At 42.8% G+C, this 19,718-nt stretch carries 18 protein-coding genes; 3 read left to right on the top strand and 15 right to left on the bottom strand.

All coding sequences use genetic code 11. The features are described from left to right. Positions 1-31: 31 nt before the first annotated feature. Positions 32-1,636, bottom strand: a complete 1,605-nt coding sequence (gene pyrG / locus AC4CS8_RS01140; protein WP_493893157.1) for a CTP synthase — start codon at positions 1,634-1,636, stop codon at positions 32-34. Positions 1,637-1,919: 283 nt separating this feature from the next. Here pyrG and AC4CS8_RS01135 point away from each other — a divergent pair, with 283 nt between their 5' ends. After that, positions 1,920-2,873 carry a DDE-type integrase/transposase/recombinase gene (locus AC4CS8_RS01135; protein ID WP_493892340.1) on the top strand — a complete coding sequence of 318 codons (954 nt, stop codon included), beginning with the start codon at positions 1,920-1,922 and terminating at the stop codon, positions 2,871-2,873. Between the two features lie 69 nt (positions 2,874-2,942). Here AC4CS8_RS01135 and rpoE read toward each other — a convergent pair whose 3' ends face one another. From rpoE to truA, 12 genes are all read right to left on the bottom strand, one after another. Continuing rightward, entirely contained in the window at positions 2,943-3,536 is a 594-nt protein-coding gene (gene rpoE / locus AC4CS8_RS01130; RefSeq protein ID WP_493893156.1) for a DNA-directed RNA polymerase subunit delta, read from the bottom strand. 224 nt (positions 3,537-3,760) lie between these two features. Further along, the gene (gene tig / locus AC4CS8_RS01125) at positions 3,761-5,044 is read right to left on the bottom strand and encodes a trigger factor (protein ID WP_493893155.1); all 1,284 of its coding nucleotides are present in this window, start codon (positions 5,042-5,044) and stop codon (positions 3,761-3,763) included. Positions 5,045-5,223: 179 nt separating this feature from the next. Then, a complete protein-coding gene (locus AC4CS8_RS01120; RefSeq protein WP_493893154.1) occupies positions 5,224-7,059 on the bottom strand; it encodes a glycerophosphodiester phosphodiesterase family protein in 1,836 nt (611 codons plus the stop codon). 254 nt (positions 7,060-7,313) lie between these two features. Further along, positions 7,314-7,931, bottom strand: coding sequence for a DUF1349 domain-containing protein (locus tag AC4CS8_RS01115; protein ID WP_493893153.1), 618 nt, complete (start codon positions 7,929-7,931; stop codon positions 7,314-7,316). A gap of 134 nt (positions 7,932-8,065) precedes the next feature. After that, positions 8,066-8,902 (bottom strand): alpha/beta fold hydrolase, encoded by an 837-nt coding sequence (locus AC4CS8_RS01110; RefSeq protein ID WP_493893152.1) that lies wholly within the window; start codon positions 8,900-8,902, stop codon positions 8,066-8,068. 11 nt (positions 8,903-8,913) lie between these two features. Further along, the gene (locus AC4CS8_RS01105; protein ID WP_493893151.1) at positions 8,914-9,915 is read right to left on the bottom strand and encodes an NADP-dependent oxidoreductase; all 1,002 of its coding nucleotides are present in this window, start codon (positions 9,913-9,915) and stop codon (positions 8,914-8,916) included. A gap of 76 nt (positions 9,916-9,991) precedes the next feature. Then, positions 9,992-10,420, bottom strand: a complete 429-nt coding sequence (locus tag AC4CS8_RS01100) for an Rrf2 family transcriptional regulator (RefSeq protein ID WP_105111372.1) — start codon at positions 10,418-10,420, stop codon at positions 9,992-9,994. A gap of 330 nt (positions 10,421-10,750) precedes the next feature. Continuing rightward, the gene (gene rsgA, locus AC4CS8_RS01095) at positions 10,751-11,662 is read right to left on the bottom strand and encodes a ribosome small subunit-dependent GTPase A (RefSeq protein ID WP_493893150.1); all 912 of its coding nucleotides are present in this window, start codon (positions 11,660-11,662) and stop codon (positions 10,751-10,753) included. Positions 11,663-12,110: 448 nt separating this feature from the next. Then, a complete protein-coding gene (locus tag AC4CS8_RS01090) occupies positions 12,111-12,674 on the bottom strand; it encodes a TIGR01440 family protein (protein ID WP_493893149.1) in 564 nt (187 codons plus the stop codon). Then, the gene (locus AC4CS8_RS01085) at positions 12,655-13,140 is read right to left on the bottom strand and encodes an ECF transporter S component (RefSeq protein WP_205028688.1); all 486 of its coding nucleotides are present in this window, start codon (positions 13,138-13,140) and stop codon (positions 12,655-12,657) included. Before AC4CS8_RS01085 ends, AC4CS8_RS01090 begins: the two co-directional genes overlap by 20 nt. Beyond that, positions 13,130-13,891 carry a bifunctional hydroxymethylpyrimidine kinase/phosphomethylpyrimidine kinase gene (locus AC4CS8_RS01080; RefSeq protein ID WP_493893148.1) on the bottom strand — a complete coding sequence of 254 codons (762 nt, stop codon included), beginning with the start codon at positions 13,889-13,891 and terminating at the stop codon, positions 13,130-13,132. The genes AC4CS8_RS01085 and AC4CS8_RS01080 overlap by 11 nt, the downstream gene beginning before the upstream one ends. Continuing rightward, positions 13,881-14,630, bottom strand: coding sequence for a tRNA pseudouridine(38-40) synthase TruA (gene truA / locus AC4CS8_RS01075; RefSeq protein WP_493893147.1), 750 nt, complete (start codon positions 14,628-14,630; stop codon positions 13,881-13,883). The genes AC4CS8_RS01080 and truA overlap by 11 nt, the downstream gene beginning before the upstream one ends. Positions 14,631-14,788: 158 nt before the next feature. Between truA and perR the strand changes: the two genes are divergently transcribed. Beyond that, a complete protein-coding gene (perR, locus tag AC4CS8_RS01070; protein ID WP_493893146.1) occupies positions 14,789-15,253 on the top strand; it encodes a peroxide-responsive transcriptional repressor PerR in 465 nt (154 codons plus the stop codon). Between the two features lie 152 nt (positions 15,254-15,405). Then, positions 15,406-17,277 carry a heavy metal translocating P-type ATPase gene (locus AC4CS8_RS01065; protein WP_493893145.1) on the top strand — a complete coding sequence of 624 codons (1,872 nt, stop codon included), beginning with the start codon at positions 15,406-15,408 and terminating at the stop codon, positions 17,275-17,277. Between the two features lie 117 nt (positions 17,278-17,394). Here the strand turns inward: AC4CS8_RS01065 and AC4CS8_RS01060 are convergent, their stop codons facing one another. Beyond that, positions 17,395-19,101, bottom strand: coding sequence for a hypothetical protein (locus AC4CS8_RS01060; protein ID WP_493893144.1), 1,707 nt, complete (start codon positions 19,099-19,101; stop codon positions 17,395-17,397). 19 nt (positions 19,102-19,120) lie between these two features. Beyond that, positions 19,121-19,660 carry a hypothetical protein gene (locus AC4CS8_RS01055; protein WP_493893143.1) on the bottom strand — a complete coding sequence of 180 codons (540 nt, stop codon included), beginning with the start codon at positions 19,658-19,660 and terminating at the stop codon, positions 19,121-19,123. Positions 19,661-19,718: the final 58 nt, after the last annotated feature.

Below are 19,718 nucleotides of genomic sequence, written 5' to 3'. Positions count from 1 at the left end.
GAGCAATCGCTCTTTTTAACTACTTCCATCATCAGTCCGCATTATCAACCGCAGCAGTCACAAAGGCTGTATAAAGACCTTCTGGACGGTTTGGACGAGATTGAAGCTCTGGGTGATACTGACAAGCCACGAAGAATTTATTTTCCGGGATTTCAACGATTTCAACCAATCGGTTATCTGGTGATACACCTGAGAAGACAAAACCTGCCTCCTCAAACTGTTGACGAAAATCGTTGTTAAATTCATAACGGTGACGGTGGCGACGCTGTACAACTTCTTGATTGTCATAAGCTAATGCTGCTTTGGAACCCCGTTTGAGTTTACTTGGATAAAGACCAAGACGGAGTGTACCCCCAAGGTTCTCTACACCAATTTGATCACGCATAATATCAATAATCGGATACTTGGTTTCTGGATCCAATTCAAAACTATTGGCACCTTCCAAGCCCAAAACATGGCGAGCAAATTCCACACAAGTTAGCTGCATTCCAAGGCAAACTCCTAACATTGGGACGTCATTTTCACGGGCATAACGAATAGCTTGTATTTTCCCTTCAGTGCCACGTTGACCAAAGCCTCCAGGAACAATAATTCCTTGCGCTTGTCCGAGACGCTCTGCCACATTTTCAGCCGTCAAATCATTGGCGTTAACCCAGTCCAGATCAATAGCTGCGTCGTTGGCATATCCTGAGTGTTTCAAGGCTTCAACAACAGAAATATAGGCGTCCTGTAGTTCCACATATTTTCCAACAAGGGCAATTTTAACTTTTTTCTTAAGATTGAGAACCTTGTCCACCATAGTAGACCATTCCGTCATATCCGCCGGTGGGACGTCTAGTTTCAAATGATCACAGACAATCTGGTCCATATTTTGCGCTTGCATATTGAGTGGAATTTGGTATAGATGTTCTACATCCAGCGATTCAATCACTGCCTCTGGGGCAACATCACAAAATTGAGCCAACTTATTTTTAATACCTTGACCAGCTGGCTGTTCTGTCCGAATGACCAACATGTTGGGCTGAATCCCTAGTCCACGTAGTTCTTTGACCGAATGTTGTGTCGGCTTGGTTTTCATCTCACCTGCAGCCTTGAGGTACGGTAATAAGGTAGTATGAATATACATTACATTATCCGCACCTACATCAGCCTTCATCTGGCGCAACGCTTCTAAGAAAGGAAGACTTTCAATATCTCCGACCGTTCCACCAACTTCTGTGATAATCACATCAGCATCCGTTGTACGCGCTGCTCGTTTAATTTTATCTTTCAACGCATCTGTAATATGGGGAATAACTTGAACAGTCGCTCCTAAATATTCACCTTTGCGTTCTTTACGAAGGACTTCGCTATAAATTTTACCAGTCGTAACATTGGAATACTTATTAAGATTAATGTCTATGAAACGTTCATAATGTCCCAAGTCCAAGTCTGTTTCCGCACCATCATCCGTCACAAAGACTTCCCCATGTTGATATGGACTCATGGTTCCGGGATCTATATTTATATAAGGATCAAATTTTTGAATGGTAACCTTGAGACCACGATTTTTCAAAAGACGTCCCAGACTCGCCGCAACAATTCCCTTACCAATAGATGAAACAACGCCACCTGTTACAAAAATATATTTTGTCATGCAAACTCCTTTTCTGTGATTCAAGCTAATTAGGGCAGACAGGAATGATTTCCCATCAGCTTGAAGAAAAAAACAAAAACAGCTCCCTACGAATAGGGAGCTCCGACCTCAAAAGAGGTGCCCGATATTATCTTATCTCAATTTAATAACCTTGTCAAATAGAAAATTAGTCTTCTTCAATGATTTCTGTAGCGTTACAATTGATGTGAGACTTCTAGAAGTCAAAAAGAAGATTCCTTGATATGATAAGAGTACCACCACTCACCAAAAAAGGAATCTTCTCATGACTAGTATACCACAAAATCTTCGTTATTTGCCACACACCTTGGAAACACGCTACCACGCTGTTAAAACTTACCGAAATGGAGCCTCTGTCGCCTTCATCTGTCGACGTTACAAAGTTTCAAAAGCTTCTCTCATGCGCTGGAACAAGCGTTTTGATGGCACAAAAGAGTCGCTGAAAGACCGTTCTCATCGCCCTCTAACACCGCATCCAAAGGCGCATACCGAGCAAGAGCTGACCTGGATTAAAAACTGCATCAAAAGAAATCCAAACGCAACCCTCATAGAAATTTTTTACAAACTCAAAACGAATAAGGGATATCATAGACATCCTTGCTCACTCTTTCGAATCTTGAGAAAGCTGAACTTCTTCAAATCCCCTAAAACAAAGAAAAAACCTTATGTACCAAAACCATATGACACTCCGACTAAACTCGGTATCAAGTGGCAGATGGATGTCAAATATGTCCCGACTCACTGCTACACAGGAAAACTACCTGACAAGTTCTACCAGTATACCGTCATTGATGAGGCCAGTCGAGAACGTTTTATATTCCCTTTCAAAGAACAGTCGTCCTACTCAACGGTTCAATTTCTCAAAATGGCTATCAAACACTTTGGATACAAACCAAAAATCATTCAAACGGATAATGGCTTCGAGTTCACTCATTTCAAAGAAACCAAACAAGTTCACCCACTAGACTTATTGTGTCAGGAACTTGGCATTGAGCACAAGCTGATTCGTCCTCGAACACCCAGACATAATGGCAAGGTTGAACGCAGTCATCGAAATGACAATCGACGTTTCTACCAGCACTTGACCTTCTACTCCTATGACGATCTGATCAAGCAGATGAAAACCTATCTTTATCGTTCTAATCGACTCCCTATGCAAACTTTAGGATGGAAATCTCCTATCGATATCAGAAAAGCTTTACTAGGAGCTAGCTCCTAGTAAAGCTTAACAAATAGTTATCTTCAAAATAACATTTTGGGTCTCACATCATTGACAAAGGTACAAAAATTAGTCTTCTTCAATGATTTCATCTTCTTCGTCCGAAAAATCATCTTCATCTTCTTCGTTCAATTCAACATCTTCTTCTACCAACTCATCATCTGGGATGATTTCATTGATTTCTGAATCGTACGATTCAACTTCATCTTTTTCGTCGTCTGGATTCTCGTCTTCATAATCTGATGAAGAACGTACAGAATAGCCATCCTCGTCCTCTGGATCATCGTTGCCATAATCAATAGCATCCTCATCTCCATCCATGAAGGCATTAACACGTTTTTTCGTGCGTTTTGGTGCGTCCTCATCATCCTCTTCAAGCGTAATGACTTCTTCATCAATTTCGTCAATGGCATACCATGAACGAAGTCCCCACTTGTTCTCACCAAGCGGAATGAAGCTTCCATCAACATTCAAGTCGGAATAAAAGGTTGGTAAAGCCGCACGAATGTCGCTGTTTGATTTTTCGAGGTAGTTTTGAATTTCATTGACCAAATCATTGAAATACATTTCATTGTCACGGCCACGTTCTTCCAAAATAGCACGTGCCACTTCAATCATGGAAAGTTCACTTTTTTCTTGTCCTGCAAATACGTTAAGTTCCAAGGCTTTTCTCCTTTTTTGTCTTTCCTTACTATTCTACGCTAAATTCTATAAATAGTCAAAGATAATCTTTACCATTTTTCGGTTCAAACTGCTTATCTAGATAGTTTTTCCAGCAACTAATCACTTACTCATTCTATCTAATCTAGAACAATCTACTTCACGTGATGATCGTTTTACATAACGAAAAAATCGAGAACTAGTCTAAACCAGTTCCCTATTTTTTATTATTTTACAGTGGCAGTGCTTGTAATTGCTTCTACAGCTTTCTTCACTGCGATATCATGTTTCAACATTTCTGGCGAAAGCAAGTTACGAACTTGTGCCACTTCCATCTTGTAAGTTGCTGCCAAGTCTTCGATTTCTTTGTTGATTTCTTCTTCAGTTGCTTCGAAACCTTCAGCTTTCGCTACTGCTTCAACAACCAAGTTTGTCTTTGTACGTTTTTCAGCATCTGCTTCATATTGTTTATGAAGGTCTTCACGAGTTGTACCAGTGATTTGGAAGTACATGTCTGGTGAGATACCTTGTTGTTGCATACCACCCAAGAATTCATTGATTGCACGGTGAACTTCTTCGTGAATCATTTCTTCTGGCAATTCGACGATTTCAGCATTTGCTACTGCCAATTCAAGAGCAGCTGCTTCTACAGCGTCATCAAAGGCAACTTCTTTTGCAGCTTCCAATTCTTTACGGTATTTAGCTTTCAACTCATCAAGTGTTTCTACTTCTTCGTCGATATCTTTTGCCAATTCATCGTCCAAAGCTGGCACTTCTTTTGCTTTTACTTCGTGGATTTTTGTCACGAAGAGAGCTGGTTTACCAGCAAGGTCAGCTGCTTGGTAATCTTCTGGGAAAGTTACTTCAACGTTCACTTCTTCACCAGCTGCATGACCTACCAATTGATCTTCAAAACCTGGGATAAATTGACCTGAACCAAGTCCAAGTGAGAAGTTCTCACCTTTACCACCATCAAATTCAACACCATCAACTGAACCAACAAAGTCAATCACAACTGTGTCGCCTTCTGCTGCTGGGCCTTCTTTGATAACCAATTCAGCCAAGTTGTTACGCTCGCGTTCGATTTTCGCATCAACTTCTTCGTCAGTTACTTCTTTAGTTGCTTCTACTGAAACTGCCAAGTTTTTGTAGTCACCCAATTTTACTTCAGGTTTTGTTACAACCTCAGCAGTGATTGTCCAGTCTTGACCTTTTTCCATAGATACAACGTCGATTTTTGGTTGTGCAACCACTTCAAGACCAGCTTCAGCAACTGCTGCTTCATAAGCTGCTGGTAAAAGGGCATTTACTACGTCTTGGTAAAGAGCTTCTTCACCGAATTTTTGGTTAAATACGGCACGTGGCAAGTGACCTTTACGGAAACCTGGAAGATTGATATCTTTCTTAACTTTGTTGAAAACGCGGTCCAATTCTGGTTTAATCGCATCTTGACCGATTGTGAAAGTCAAAACACCGCGGTTTGTTTCTTTTGCTTCAAATGATACAGACATTCTGTCATTCTCCTTAAAATTTTATTGCATACTCTTCATTATACCACAAATGACAAGGATTTCAACGATTTTATAACGGACTTTTGGGAAACGGCAGAGCAGTCCAACGTTTTTCAATAGAAAAACAAGCGAGAAAAAATCTTCTAGCTAATCAAATTAGAAGATAAAGGTCTAATCACCTAAAATAGTGCATCTACAATAACTTCGAAATCTGTTCGCTCATCACGCGCCTTCATACCAGCCTTGACATTGAGGACATAGTCTGTAATGATACCATCCACATCCGAATTGACAAAACGTTGGATAGATTCTTCCGTATTAACTGTCCAAACGATAACTTTTTTGCCCTGAGCTTTTAAGTCTGCTACTTTGTCTGGACTGGCCTCAGCCTCTTCCATAATCAGATAGTCGCCTTGCAAATCCCCGGTCTGACCGATGGAGAAATAATAGAGATAGCCAGACACCATCTCTGGATAGCTTTCCTCGATATAGGTAATCAGACTGTAATCCAAAGACAAAAGAGCCACTTCTTTTTCAACACCATAAGTCTTAACCATAGCAACAATGTCGTCCACCATTTGCTTGTCGGCTGTTTTTCCTTTTAATTCAATAAAGAGGCCGATTTTGCCCTTGCTGGCTTCGATGACTTCCTCAATAGTGGGAACAGGCTGGGCTGGACGGCTAGGATCAAAAGCATCCGCAACCTGCAATTCTTGGATTTCATCCAAAGTCATCTCGCTAGAGCTGCGGCTATCACCTGCGACACGTTGGAAATCACCATCGTGATTGAGGACATAGTGACCGTCCTTGGTCCGTTGAATATCAATCTCCGACCAGGCCACACCTTCCTCGGCAGCTGCTAAAATACCTGCGATAGTGTTTTCCGCACCCAAGTCCCCTCCGCCTCGGTGGGCCACCAATTCAATTCTCTTGTTTACTCGAAAGATTGCATCAAAATCCTGAACCAGTATGTAAGAAAGACCAAAATTTCCAGCCAAGATGAGCAAGACAAGGCTTGTCACCAAGAACTTGGTACGGAGGCGAATGGTTGGTAACCTATCCTCCCGCCACTTACTTGCCTTAGTCGGCAAGGTTACAGCCAGTTCTCGACCTTCAGCCTGCTCATAGTCATAAAAGGCATCCGTCACCCAATAAATCATCATCGGTGGGAAGAGGAAGGTCAAAAAACTGATTATCTCCAAGACTGCAAGGAGGATAAACAAGAGATACAAACGACTTTGATTGGTATGCTCTGCCTGACTGACCAAGACAAAGGCAAGAAGGGCTATCAAGGCAAGGAACAAGGGAACAAAGTAAAGCAGGCCATTTTTCAAAAAAATCCCAACAAGACGCTTGATAAGAGCTCGGCCCTGTTTCTTGGTCAAAGCCAAGGACGATTTGAGTGCCTGTCTAATGCCTTTTTCCTCAACGAGAACATAGTGGAAGGTAAAGATAAAACGATAACTAAGATAGGTTAAAGTCAACAAAACCGCTAAATAAAGAGATAGGTAGAGAGGGTTGGCATAGATAACCGAGGTAATGAAATTAGGAATCTGAAATTGCCTCATAGGACCGATTGTCACCCCAAGTCCTAGAAGTGGAAAAATCAAGGATACATATACCATGAGCAAGAGTCCCACTGGACTAAAGAGGGACTTGAGCGAGGTCAAACCTAGCCAGAGCATGTGCCTAGCTGTCATCTCAATTTTTCCTTCTTTTATCAAGGCACTGGTCAAAATAAAGGTGTTGATATCCAGACCAATCAAGATTACCATCATAAGCAAGGTCACTAAAAGAAAACCTAGTCCTTGGAAACTCAAGAGAAAGGATAGATAATCCCCACTGGAAATCCCTGTCCGCCCTGATAGACCTAAAAAGGTATCAATAGCAAAGGAATACAAGGGATAGAGGACCAAGGCTAAAAGCCCCTTGCTAAGCAATTGGTATTTGGTAAAGAGCCAAACAATCCGACCACGAAAGGCCCAAGAGGTTGAAACCTTCTTTTCCGTTTTCATATCTCCTCCGAAAAACATTTTTTGTTATTGTACCACAAGCCTTGATTGGTAGGCAAATGGGGCTGGCAAACAAAAAGACCGAACACTTGTTCAGTCTTTGGGAGTTACTATAGTCGAATGAATTAGCTTTCAAACAAGGAACTGAGGTGAAGGTTGCTAGAATAGCCTCTAGGCTGTTCTAGGTTGGAAATACGACTTGCGAAGCAAGTCACTTTCGTAGAGTACGGCAAGCCGAAAGTGACGATGTATCAAAGCTAATTCAAATGACTATATTCATCTGGCTGCTGTCCATCGTGAGCCAGCCACTTGCAGTCTGTCAAGCTCATTTCGGAAAAGACGGCTTCAAAAGAAGAATCTTCTGGCGAGCAGGCATAGATTCCAAAATGGATTTTTCCACCGCCTTCATGTAAGTGGCAAATCCGCATCTGCTCAAAATGGACACCATCTTTAGAGTTTTCAATGCAGAAATCACTACTCCGTCGGCTCAAACGGTAATAGATAGACTTAACAGAAGCGGGTATCTCCTGAGTTGCCCAGTCTGAAAAACCGTGATTGGTCACGACACTGCCCAAGTGCTGAAAGTCTTCATTTTCATACTCAATCGAGCCCTTAATCCAGTTTTCCGAATCCTGATAGACCACGACACCACACTGGTCAAAGCGGGTATGACTATTGGAAAAATCTGTCTTAACAGTGAAGGAAAAATACTCTTCCTCCGTATCCATCAAGAGCAGGGGAGCATTGTCATTGACAAAATGGTAATAGGTCTTCTGCCACAAGTCCGTGTGAGCTTGGGTTGTGATTCTGATTTCCTTATCCGAAATCTGGTAGTTTTCTGGCTCTCGCACCCAGTAAAAATCCTTGATATTCATTTGATTTCCTTTCGTTTTAGATTATTATACAGCCAAAAGATAAAGAAGACAAGTAACTCAATCAACTCTTTCAAGAGCAGGCTAAGGTGATTTTGGGGACTTTGCAGGCCTTGTATCATCAAGAGTAATAGGGACTATTCCTCCAAAAAGTCTATCAAGGCTGTTGAAAATGCCTCTGCATTTTGGAAGATAGATCCGTGACCTGCATTGGGATAGATGATCAGTTGGCTGTTTTTGATTTTCTCATGCATGATGTAAGAGTTCTCAGTCGGAACTTGCATATCCTTGTCACCGTTGACGATCAGGGTCGGTTGCCTGATAAAGGTCATATCGTCTTGAGGATCTCTCCCCCAACGTTTGATAGCCTTCAGCTGGGTTAAAAATCCTGGGACATTCATGTCCTTGTCTGCATACTCAGCTTTTCTTTCTCCCATACGCCCCAAAACTTTTTCAGCTTCCAAGCGGCCTGCTTCATCGTGGTTGTAGAAGATGTAGCGTTTTGGATCCACACGCTCGAAACCTGCCTTCAGCATATAGCGGAAGGTTTTTCCTGTCACCTTATCGACTTCAACACCACCACGAGGACCTGTTCCTGCAAGAATCAAGCGGTTGACCATTTGGCTATCGAGACGGACGATTTCTTGGGCAATAAAACCACCCATAGAAAGGCCGAGCAGGTTAATTTTCGTATGCCCCAAAGCCTTGATAATAGCATGAGCCTGTTCTGCCATTCCTGGAATAGTAGAAGCTACCTTGCCTTGACTGGCTCCGACGCCAGGCAGGTCTAGAACGATAATGTGCTCTTTTTCAGCCAGTAAGTCTAGCAATTTTGGATCCCAGTTATCCAAGGTTGCGGCCAAATGGACCAACATGACCAAGGGCAGTTTGGACTTGCCCTTACCTAGTTCACGGTAGGCAATCTGATTGCCAGCGACAGTTATGTATTGATTTTTAGTTGTGATATAAGACATAAGTACTCCTACTATTTAAAACTGAGGACAGTTTTTCCACGTGAGCGACCGTTGGCGACCTTGTCCAAGGCTGCGTTGACTTCTTCAAATGGATAAACGGTGTCGATAGACGGTTTGATTTCTAGTTTGCTGAAAATATCTGCCACTTCTTGCAGCTGTTGCCCATTGCTTTCTACGAAGATGAAATGGTAGTGTACACCGTAGCTTTCCGCCATTTTATCAAACTTGCGACCAACCAAACCAAGCAGGACTTGTTTCCATTTTGGCAAGTTCATGCGTTTGGCAAAGGCACCGTTTGGCATGGCACGGAGGGAAACCAGATGACCTCCTTTTTTCATGATTGACATTTGTTTTTCGGTTTCTGCACCGCCAAGCGTATCCAGCACATAGTCGATTTGGGAGAGAGTTTTAGTATAATCTTCTGTCTTGTAGTCGATAAACTGGTCAGCTCCCAGTGCCAATACCCGCTCTGCATTTGCCCCATCACCGTTGGTAATAACCGTCAAACCCTTGGCTTTAGCAATGGGAATGGCCATACCACCGACACCACCAGTACCACCTGAGATGAAGATGGTCTTGCCAGCTTCTGCACCCATGAGGTCCAGTGCCTGCATAATGGTCAGGGCAGTCAGAGGAACAGCTGCCGCTTCCACATCTGTCAGATAGGCAGGAACTTTGGCAAGGGCTATAGCCTCAACTGCTACATACTCGGCAAAGGCACCGATATTGTCGAGGGGAAGACGACCAAAGACACGGTCACCAACTGCAAAATTAGTCACGCTTGAGCCGACTTCTTCGACCAAGCCAACGACCTCATTGCCCGCTGTTTGTGGCAATTTGTAAGGGACAATCATCTTGACATCTCCACGAGAAATCATGTTATCTAGAGGATTGACACCTGCCGCTGTCACTTTGACAAGGACTTGATTGGGTTTGATGTTCGGTTTAGCAATGTCAGTTAGGTTGAGTGCGATATTGTCTTTGTTATAAGATGTGTGTTGTGCTGCTTTCATGGTTTACTCCTTTTATTTACAGACTTGTATCTGATACAAGTCTAAGTTGTGCGAAATAGAAACTGACTTGTGAAAGTCAGTTGGATTTTTTTGCCTCTTGATACAAGTTGGCAATGACCTGGGCCAAGCTTTCTTGGGATAATCTGTCCTGCAAATCCTGCTCAATGGTCGCAAAGATTGGCTGAACAGCTCCTGCAATGTGCCGACCAACTGGGCAGGATTGATTGGCGTGTTGGTGCTGCTGAAAGAGCTGGATATGCGTGACTTCCTGGGTGGCATAGTAGATGTCCAGGAGGCTGATGTCCGCCGGATCCTTGCTCAACTCATAGCCAGCCTTGCCCTGCTGGGACTGGATGATACCTGCATTCTTCAAGAGAGCGATGACCTTGCGGATATAACTGGCATTGGTACCGACACTGGTTGCCAAGGCCTGCGACGTCATGATATCACTGCTCTCGCTAATCATGGTCAAGATATGCAGAGCTACTGAAAATTTGGTATCCATGGAAACCCTCCTTTTTGAACTTGTATCAATTACAAGAACAAGTTTAGCATAAAGAAATCTACTTGGCAAGGATTTTATTCAAAAAAATCACAACCACTTGGTTGTGATTAGGACGACTATTGATTGTATAGTCGTTTAGTTTTCTTTTAGTACTCGCTCCAACTGTCTGGGAGATAGTTGGAGGTTGGAAATAAAGCGAACAAAGTTCGTGTCAACAGCCGTAGACATAACTGGAGTATGGCAAAGTGAGTTCAAACAATCCAGTGAATTGTTTAAATTTGGAAATAAGGTAACGACGTTTCCTCGCTCGTCGAAGTAATCAAAGATAAACTAAATGACTATTTTCCTATACCGCTCCAATTTCTTACTACTCAACCGACCATCTTCAAGCGCTTGTTTCACAGCACAAGCCTTTTCTGTTTGATGGTGACAGTCAGAAAAACGGCACCAATCGGCTAGTTCAAGAATATCATCAAATAAGATAGGCAGATAAAAGGAATCGTGACGATCAATCCCCTTGAAACCTGGGGTATCAATAAAATAATAATCCAATTCAGGTGAATACAGGAAATAACTCGCAGTTGTGGTATGCTTCCCTTTGCCGTCCGAGCGAACCTGACTGACAGCTTGTAATTCTTCTCCTCGAAAATGATTGATAAGACTGGACTTACCTGCACCTGAGCTTCCCAGTAAGAGCCCAATGCCCTCAGGAGAAAAATGCCGAGCCAACCCTTTCAAACTATCAGGACGATAAATACTAACAGGTATTAGGGTTAACTGGGGATAAAGTTCCTTTATTTCTTGGATAAAGGGGGCCCAATCGTCTACCAAATCTATCTTTGTTAGAACAAATAGTAGCTGGATATTCTTTTGCCCAAAGACCAAGGCATAGCGTTCTAATTTCGATAAAGTCAGATTTTGATTGACCGCTAACAAAATGAAAATCTGGTCTACATTCGTCGCTAGAACTTGACTATCTTTTGAATATCGATAACTCTTACCGGTCTTATTGCGAGCCTTGGATACCAGATTTTTCCTTTCCTGTATGGATTTAATCTTCATCTGACTACCAATCTGCTCCAGTTCGACAATATCTCCTACATAGGAGTTGATTTTTCCCTTATCCACGGAGAAAGTCTTTCCATCTGCCTGACCCACAATATAGGAGGTGCGTGTTTCTGAAAGTACACGTGCCAATTCAGTCTTTCTTGTCATTTTAAGTGCAAAACTCTTTTGTTTCATTTTTCTTCTTTCCATGTCAAAAAGGAGGTATCATACCTCTTGAATTTATAGTCGTTTAGTTTGCTTTTAGTACTAGCCCTAAAGGTTTGGGGAACCTTTGGAGGTGGGAAATAGAGCGAACAAAGTTCGCATCAAAAGCTGCAGGTAGCTTATACAGTCTAATGACTGTATAAGGTTGGAAATAGCACTTGAGAAACAAGTCACCCCTACAGAGTACGGCAAAGCGAGTTCAAACAATCCAGTGGAGTGTTTGAAGTTGGAAATAAGGAAACGGAGTTTCCTCTTGCGTCAAAGTAATAAAAAATAAACTGAACGACTATACCAACAAAATTGTTCTTGCTCCATTTGACATACGGAGCTACACTTAATCTTTCATATCTTAATTATAGCAAACTCCTTCTGATTTGCATAGAAAAAACGAGAAAGCTTCTTCTCGTTCTCCATCACATTATTGCTTCCGTATCTGATCCTCCAGATAAGCCGCACGGGCTCCGCCGATCAGTTTGGGACGGCTGGCAAGAGCTGTAACATGGGCCTGGCCGATTTCACGCAAGCTCGGTCTAATTGGCACTTGAACATGCTTGATGTGCATACCGATAGCCGTATCGCCGATGTCCACACCAGCCTGAGCGGTGATAAATTCCACTTCGACTGGATCCTTCATATACTTGAAGGCTGCCAACTGCCCAGAGCCACCTGCATGAAGGGTGGGTAGGACATTGACCATTTCCAAATCTTTCTGGATAGCCAATTCCCGCTCCACTGCCAAGGCACGATTGAGGTGCTCACAGCCTTGGACAGCTAGGTAAATGCCCTTGGGAGTCAAAATATCCAGAATAGTTTCGACAACGGCTTCACCAACTTCCAGACTGGAATTTTTGCCGATATGCCCACCAATGACTTCACTAGAAGACAGACCTAGGACAAAAATCTGACCCTTTTGCAGATTGCTGAGTTCTAAAACCTCTTCGACAACTTGCTTGGTCTCTTCCTTAATTTCCTTTAATGACATGATTTACTGCACCAATTCTTTCTATTGCCTGAGCCAAGATATAACCTAGTACCAAACCAACTGTGTTTTGCAGAGTATTACTCATCAGACTAGTAACAGCGTCAGCTACATTATACATGAAACTAGATGCCACAAAATAGCCACCAATCATGGAAAGACTGGCAAGAACAACTCCAATCAAACGTTTCTTACCCGTCCATCCTGCAAAATAGCCCTGAGCTCCATGGAAAAGCAAACTAAAGAAAGCCCACTGGGGATAGCCCAGCAAGAAGTCAATCAGAAGCCCTGACAGTCCGCCGACAATGGCTCCTTCTTTCTTGCCCAAGTAAAAGGCTGTAAAGAAAACTCCAACATCCAGTAAAGATGTAAAGCCATTTGGAGTTGGTACATGGATAAATGCTAGAACCAAGGTCAAAGCCGTTAGAATGGCCAGTAATACTAGTTCTTGCGTCTTTTTATTTCTCATACTGAATTACCCCATATTGATCTGATTTTAAGATGGCTGCATGGACAAAGTCCTTGGACAATTTGACCGCCTCCAAAGAGTCCTGACCTAGCAAAAGCTGACTGGCAATGCTGGACGCAAAGGTACAGCCTGCCCCCACATTGTTTTCTGAAAGCAGGGGCGACTTAAGCACCACCACTTCCTTCCCGTCATAGTACACATCGACAGCCTGTGAACCTCCCAAGCGATTGCCCCCCTTGATGACCACCGACTTGGCACCCAAGTCATAAAGCGCCACCGCCGCCTGCTCCATCTCTTCCTCCGTTTGGATGTCTTTTTGGAGCAATAGCTGAGCTTCTGCCAGATTTGGCGTGAGGATGCTGACATAGGGAAGGAATTTCAAGAGTTCATCCCTCAGCTGGCTGACCTCTGTATCATGCGTTTCCTTGCAGACCAAGACCGGATCCAAGACCACTGGAATATCCTGATGGGCCTTGATAAACTCCAAAGCCTGCTCTGCTATTTCCACCGTCGGAAGCAAGCCGATCTTAATAGCTGAAAAGGGCACATCCTTCAAACTAGCCAGCTGCTGGGCAAACACCGCTGTATCTGTCGGAATGACCTCAAAACCTTTTTCCGTCATCGCAGTCAAGCAGGTCACAGCTACAAAGCCATGTATTTTATGGACAGTGTAGGTCGTCAAATCTGCATGAAGCCCACCCCCGCTGAAAATATCATTGCCTGAAAGTGCTAGAATATACTTAGTCTTCATAAATAATCTCCTTTAAATAAAGTCCATTTCCCGCCGCAGTTGGTCCCGCCAAATCTCGATTTTTTTCTGCCAAAATCCGCTTGATTTGCCCAACCGGCATCCGACCATTACCAATTTTCAAGAGGGTCCCAACCATATTACGAACTTGCTTATACAAAAAGCCATTGCCAGAAAAAGTAAAAATCAAGAACTGCCGTCGCTGGTCGTATTCCATGGTTGCTGACGTTATCGTCCGTACCTTATTTTCCACAGAAGTCCCTGAAGCTGTAAAGCCCGTGAAATCATGCGTACCCACCAAATCCTGAATCGCTTCTTCTATCAACCCCAAATCCAAATCATAGGGATAAAAGGTTGCATAGTGACGCATCATAGGATTTTTAGGTCGTCCAATATCCACTAGAAATTCATAGGTCTTGCTGTGCTTGGCACAGCGGCAGTGAAAATCATCAGTCACCTGCTCCACCTGGATCACATCGATGTCCTCTGGGGTTTGGGTATCGAGGGCAAAGCGGAGCTTCTCCACATCTCGACTGCCAGCCAAATCAAAATGAATGACCTGACCGTAGGCATGAACCCCAGCATCTGTACGCCCTGCACCATGAACGGTTACTGGCTGACCACTATTCAATCTTACTAACGTTTTTTCGATTTCTTCCTGAACCGTCCGAGCATGAGGCTGACGCTGAAAACCAGAAAACTCATATCCGTCGTAGGAAATTATTGCCTTATATCGTGTCATGCTACGATTGTAACATAGGAATACTAGGACAACAAGATAAGAAAACTCCATCTGTGCTAGTACAGGCGAAGCCTCCTCAAAATTGACAGTTCTTTATAAAAAGTCTATAATGAGGATAAGTAAATTAGAATTATTATCAAAAAGAAAAGGAGGTATTCATGGAACTACATTCCCATCTCAACGCAAAAAACCAAACAACCTTTGAACATGTTATCCAACATTTGAAGGAAAAAGGCATCCGCATCACAGAGACCCGCAAGGCTGTCATAGCCTACATCATCGAAAGCGATGACCACCCAAGTGCCGAAATGATTTACAAGGACCTCCTGCCCAACTATCCCAACATGAGTCTAGCTACTGTTTACAACAATCTCAAGGTTCTGTTGGAAGAAGGTTTTGTGACCGAACTCAAGCGGTCCAACGATACTACGACATATTATGACTTTATGGGCCATGAGCATCTCAATGTTATCTGTGAAAAATGCGGAAAAATCACTGATTTTATGGACGTAGAAATCCCTAGCCTCAAACGAGAAGCCCATGAACAAACAGGTTACAAGATTACCAAAGAAGTCTTATCCATTTACGGCATCTGTCCTGAATGCCAAACAATAAAAAACTAGTAGCAGAGCGAAATTGATTCGCTCTTTTTTCTTTCCTTTGAATTATCTGAAAACTATTATTTAGAATTGTTCTAAAAAGACTTGACATTTTATTTAGAATTGTTATAATTAATTTATCTTAAATGATAATAATTATAAATAAGGATGCTACTATGACTCTTGTAAACCATCTAAAACACAATATCCACATCTTAACAACTAGCCTTTGCTTGCTCTTTATCCTATCCGGTATCATCTTACTCCAAGTAGGCAATCAAGGGCTGGCTCCTGCACTCTTCATCCTAGCCTTTGTCATCGGAGGCTATCAATCAGCCAAGGAAGGCCTGACTGAGCTAATTTTCGACAAGCACTTATCTGTTGACCTCCTTATGATTTTGGCGGCTATCGGCTCTGGTATCATCGGCTACTGGATGGAAGGAGCCCTGCTCATCTTCATCTTCTCCCTTTCTTCTACTCTGGAAGAATTGGCTATGGAAAAAAGCAAGAATGCTATCGCAGCTTTGATGAACATGACCCCTCCTACTGCTCGTAAAATAGAGGAAAATGGTGACATCACTGTTTTGGATACGGCCGACATTCGCATCGGTGACCTCCTGCAAGTTCGCAAGGGTGATACGGTCCCGCTGGATGCAAGATTAATCAGTGAGCAATCTATCTTTGACGAATCCATGATTACAGGCGAGCCGCTTCCTGCGGAAAAAGTGGCTGGTGCTGCTGTTATCGGCGGTACTATCAACCAAGGTCCAACTGTTACCGTTCAAGTTACAGCTGAAAAAGGCGACGCCCTCTTTGATAAAATCGTTCAAATGGTTGAAAATGCCCAAGAATCCAAATCAAAAACAGCAACCTTCATTGAAAATATGGAAGATAGCTATGTCAAGATTGTTTTGGTGGTGGTGCCACTCTTCATTCTCTTTGCTCACTTTTTCTTGGGTTGGGAATGGTTGAACGCTTTTTACCGTGGCATGATTCTCTTGACCATAGCATCTCCTTGCGCTCTTGTAGCTTCTTCTTCACCGGCAACACTTTCTGCCATCAGCCGTGCGGCACGTAAGGGAATGATTATTAAGGGTGGTGATATTGCGGATAACATCGCCAGTTTAGAAGCAATCGTCTTTGACAAGACTGGCACCCTCACCATCGGTAAGCCTGAAGTTGTTGGAGCGACCTATCTTGGCGATGAAGAACTTATCAAGCAGGTTGTTCAGGCAGTTGAAAAACAATCAAGCCATCCGATCGCCCAGGCTCTCATGACCTATACGGCTGACAGCTCTGCTATTGCCCTCCAAAGCCTAGAAGACGTGACTGGTAAAGGTTTGGTGGCTGGCTATCAAGGCGATAGCTGGAAAATCGGTAAGGCGGGCTTTGTGGTAGATAGCTTAGTTCGTCCGCTGTCTGATGACCTGCTGGCACAGATCGATGAGGCGGAAAGCACTGGAAAAACCCTGGTCTATGTCAGCCAAAATGATCTGCTGGCGGCGATCTTCATGGTGGAGGACAGTTTGAAGCCAGAGAGTAAGCAGCTGATTGCACAGTTGAAAGAGATGGGAGTGACGCCAATTCTCCTGACGGGCGACCAAGAAAAGACTGCTCGTTATGTGGCGAGTCAGGTCGGTATTGACCGTGTGATTGCCAACTGCCTGCCTACGGACAAGGCTGCTGTTATCCAAGAACTGCAAACCGAGTTTGCGTCTGTCGGTATGGTGGGTGACGGTATCAACGATGCTCCTGCCCTTGCCCAAGCCAATGTCAGCTATGCAATGGGAAGCGGAACGGACATCGCTATGGAGTCAGCTGACATCGTGCTCATGGAAGACCTGACACGGATTCCTTACTCCATTCGCCTGTCGAAGAAAATGCGGGGAATCATCAAGCAGAATATCATCTTTGCTCTATCTGTCATTGCTCTTCTTATCATTTCCAATCTCTTCCAGTCTATCAATCTGCCACTCGGCGTAGTCGGACACGAAGGATCTACCATTTTGGTGATTTTGAATGGGTTGAGACTCTTGTATTTTAAATAGCCGAAAACCGCCAACTATTTGGCGGTTTCTTTATTGATATGGAAAAATACTTTTATTATTGAAATGAAGAGAGATTTACAACCTAAGCCTAGCCCTTGCAGAGGGTGCTCCATTCAGTTAGACATTGAACCAGATGGATAAATCCTCATCGGAAGTATAGTATTTCCAAGCAACCGAAAAGCAAGTTAGATGCTGATAGTCTTCTATCCATTCACGAAAATAGGGAATTCCTAAATCGTTTTCATCTACTTCTTCTTCATCGTATGAGTATGGGTGCGCGACAATTCCAATATCATAATCGCCAACTTGCCAATTGTTCCCGTATTGATGTTCACCGCCTAAGTTATCAATCAATCTTGCAGTTCTAAAGTCAATATCTGTACAAATCGATAATCTCTTAAAATCAGTAAAAACCGGCTCAAAAGGTTTCAGATGATAACTTCCTTCCACAAAGTACGTATCCTCAAGATTTGGATAATGGGCTATAACTGACATTTTTATGGGCTGACCATTTAATTCCAACCAGAAATTGCCGACTGGAGTTTTCAAGAGGTCGTAAGCTACCGATGAATCGGCTGGGATTTTTTCTTCCGATAAATCACATATATGGCCGTGAGTTAGTAAATTCTCCAATTTTTCCGCAATCATTTCCGACCACTCTCTTGATTTTCCTAGTACTGTTTTTATTTTATCCAAAGGATAGGGAGGACGGTCTGCTGGAGCGGTAATGATAGCCACTACTGGAACAGCTTTTTTTATAGCTTGCTTGCCAACAAAAACTTCCACCCAGTCTCCCCTTTCTATCGTTTGATCAGGACAATAATAGGAATAAATCTTTCCACCGTTCAAAAATTGAACCTGGCAAAACCGCAACATTTTACTCGGTTTCCACAAGAGTTCTGGCTCCAGAGGTCGTTTTTCAAAGTAATCCAGCTCGTCATCATACCACCATCCATCCGTCAACCAGAGATTGCAATATGGACAACAATAGTCATCATAGTCTTCTAAGTAGCATGTATTTCTACCGCAAGTTGGACAAGGCTTCCCCTCCTCATTGATAAAACCATCTAACTCGACACCATTGATGTAGAGACTATAGTCATCCTCTGGTTCGGAAACAAATGTTTCAACAGAATGGTCGGCATAGCTCAACCAATCATTTAGGGATTGACCTGCTATACTGTAAATTACCACTTCATCCCATCTTTCTCTCAAGGACTTCCCGTCAAACAGAGGAGAAGAAAATAATAAAGCAGAACTTATAAACCTTTTTTCATCCGTTTGCTTGTTTTCCCTTATCCAATATGGCTGCTCCGCTTCTTTGGAATAACCAAAAGAACAGAGCTCTTTCTCTTCATCTGTTTCGAAAGAAAAATTGATCTCTCCGGGCATCATGCCTGCCTCAAATTCTTGCAAGAAATAATCATACTGCAAACGAGTAATGGCTGGACACCCTTCTGTAGTCGGTTTATGGGGAATTCCCAACTTAAAACTTTCTGCTGAGAAGGAAAAATAGCCATTTACAAGCTGAAATTGACAAGTAGTGCCATCATATAAAACTTCATAAATCCACCACCTTGAAAGTCCCTCCATGTCTTGCATTCTAAAATCGGTCACTCCCTGGCATTCCAAATCCCAAACCAAGGCTGGCGCATTAGAAGGACTTTCTGCTAAACAATCCTCCTCAATGGTTAAACGTAGACTAGCTGACTGACTATCATAGGAAAAAGAACCAATCAAATAATCATGAAACTGTCCAACAGATAAGAAATAATCAACCAATTTCCCAGGTTCGGTAATGTAGCCTACTCTTTTTGTCCACATGATATTCTCCTCTCACAAATCACTCCTCATAATATCTCGGTAGGTCAAGTAAGGTAGCCCTGTCGAGCCAATTATTCTTATTCTCCAATAAATAATACCAGACAATATGATCTGAGTCGGCCAGTGCTTCTTCAAACTCATATCTAGCCTCTACCCATCTTCCAAAGTCATCATCATCTAGTAAATAAATCTCTTCTTGGACACCATGATTCCAATAAAAACGAGAAACATAGATACAATTTTCTTCAACCGCATACCACTCCAGACTATGGTCCAGTTGAATAGCCGCTCTAATCGCAGCGATAGGAACATCACGTTTTGTCGCAAACTTTAGGACCATCAAGCCATCTGACCGTATCTTATACGTGAATCCATAACCATAATAGATAAACTCACCAAAAAGTTCTCCATACTCACCAATGTTTTTAACACCCACCAATTTGTTAAAACTAATATACGGTGGATCAATCCTTTTTTCGTCTATCGAGTAGCAATCTAAAAAGTAGGTTTCAAAAAAATCTTTGGAACAAATGACCTGCTGATAAACATAATTTGCCATAACATATCCACCCCTCATTCCTAGTTTTAGTATAGCACCTTATCTAAAAAAACTTGCC

It is taken from the genome of Streptococcus sp. NSSLK0004, assembly GCF_059039125.1.
The sequence above is the reverse complement of the archived record's forward strand: the minus strand, read 5'-3'. Positions and strand labels throughout refer to the sequence as shown.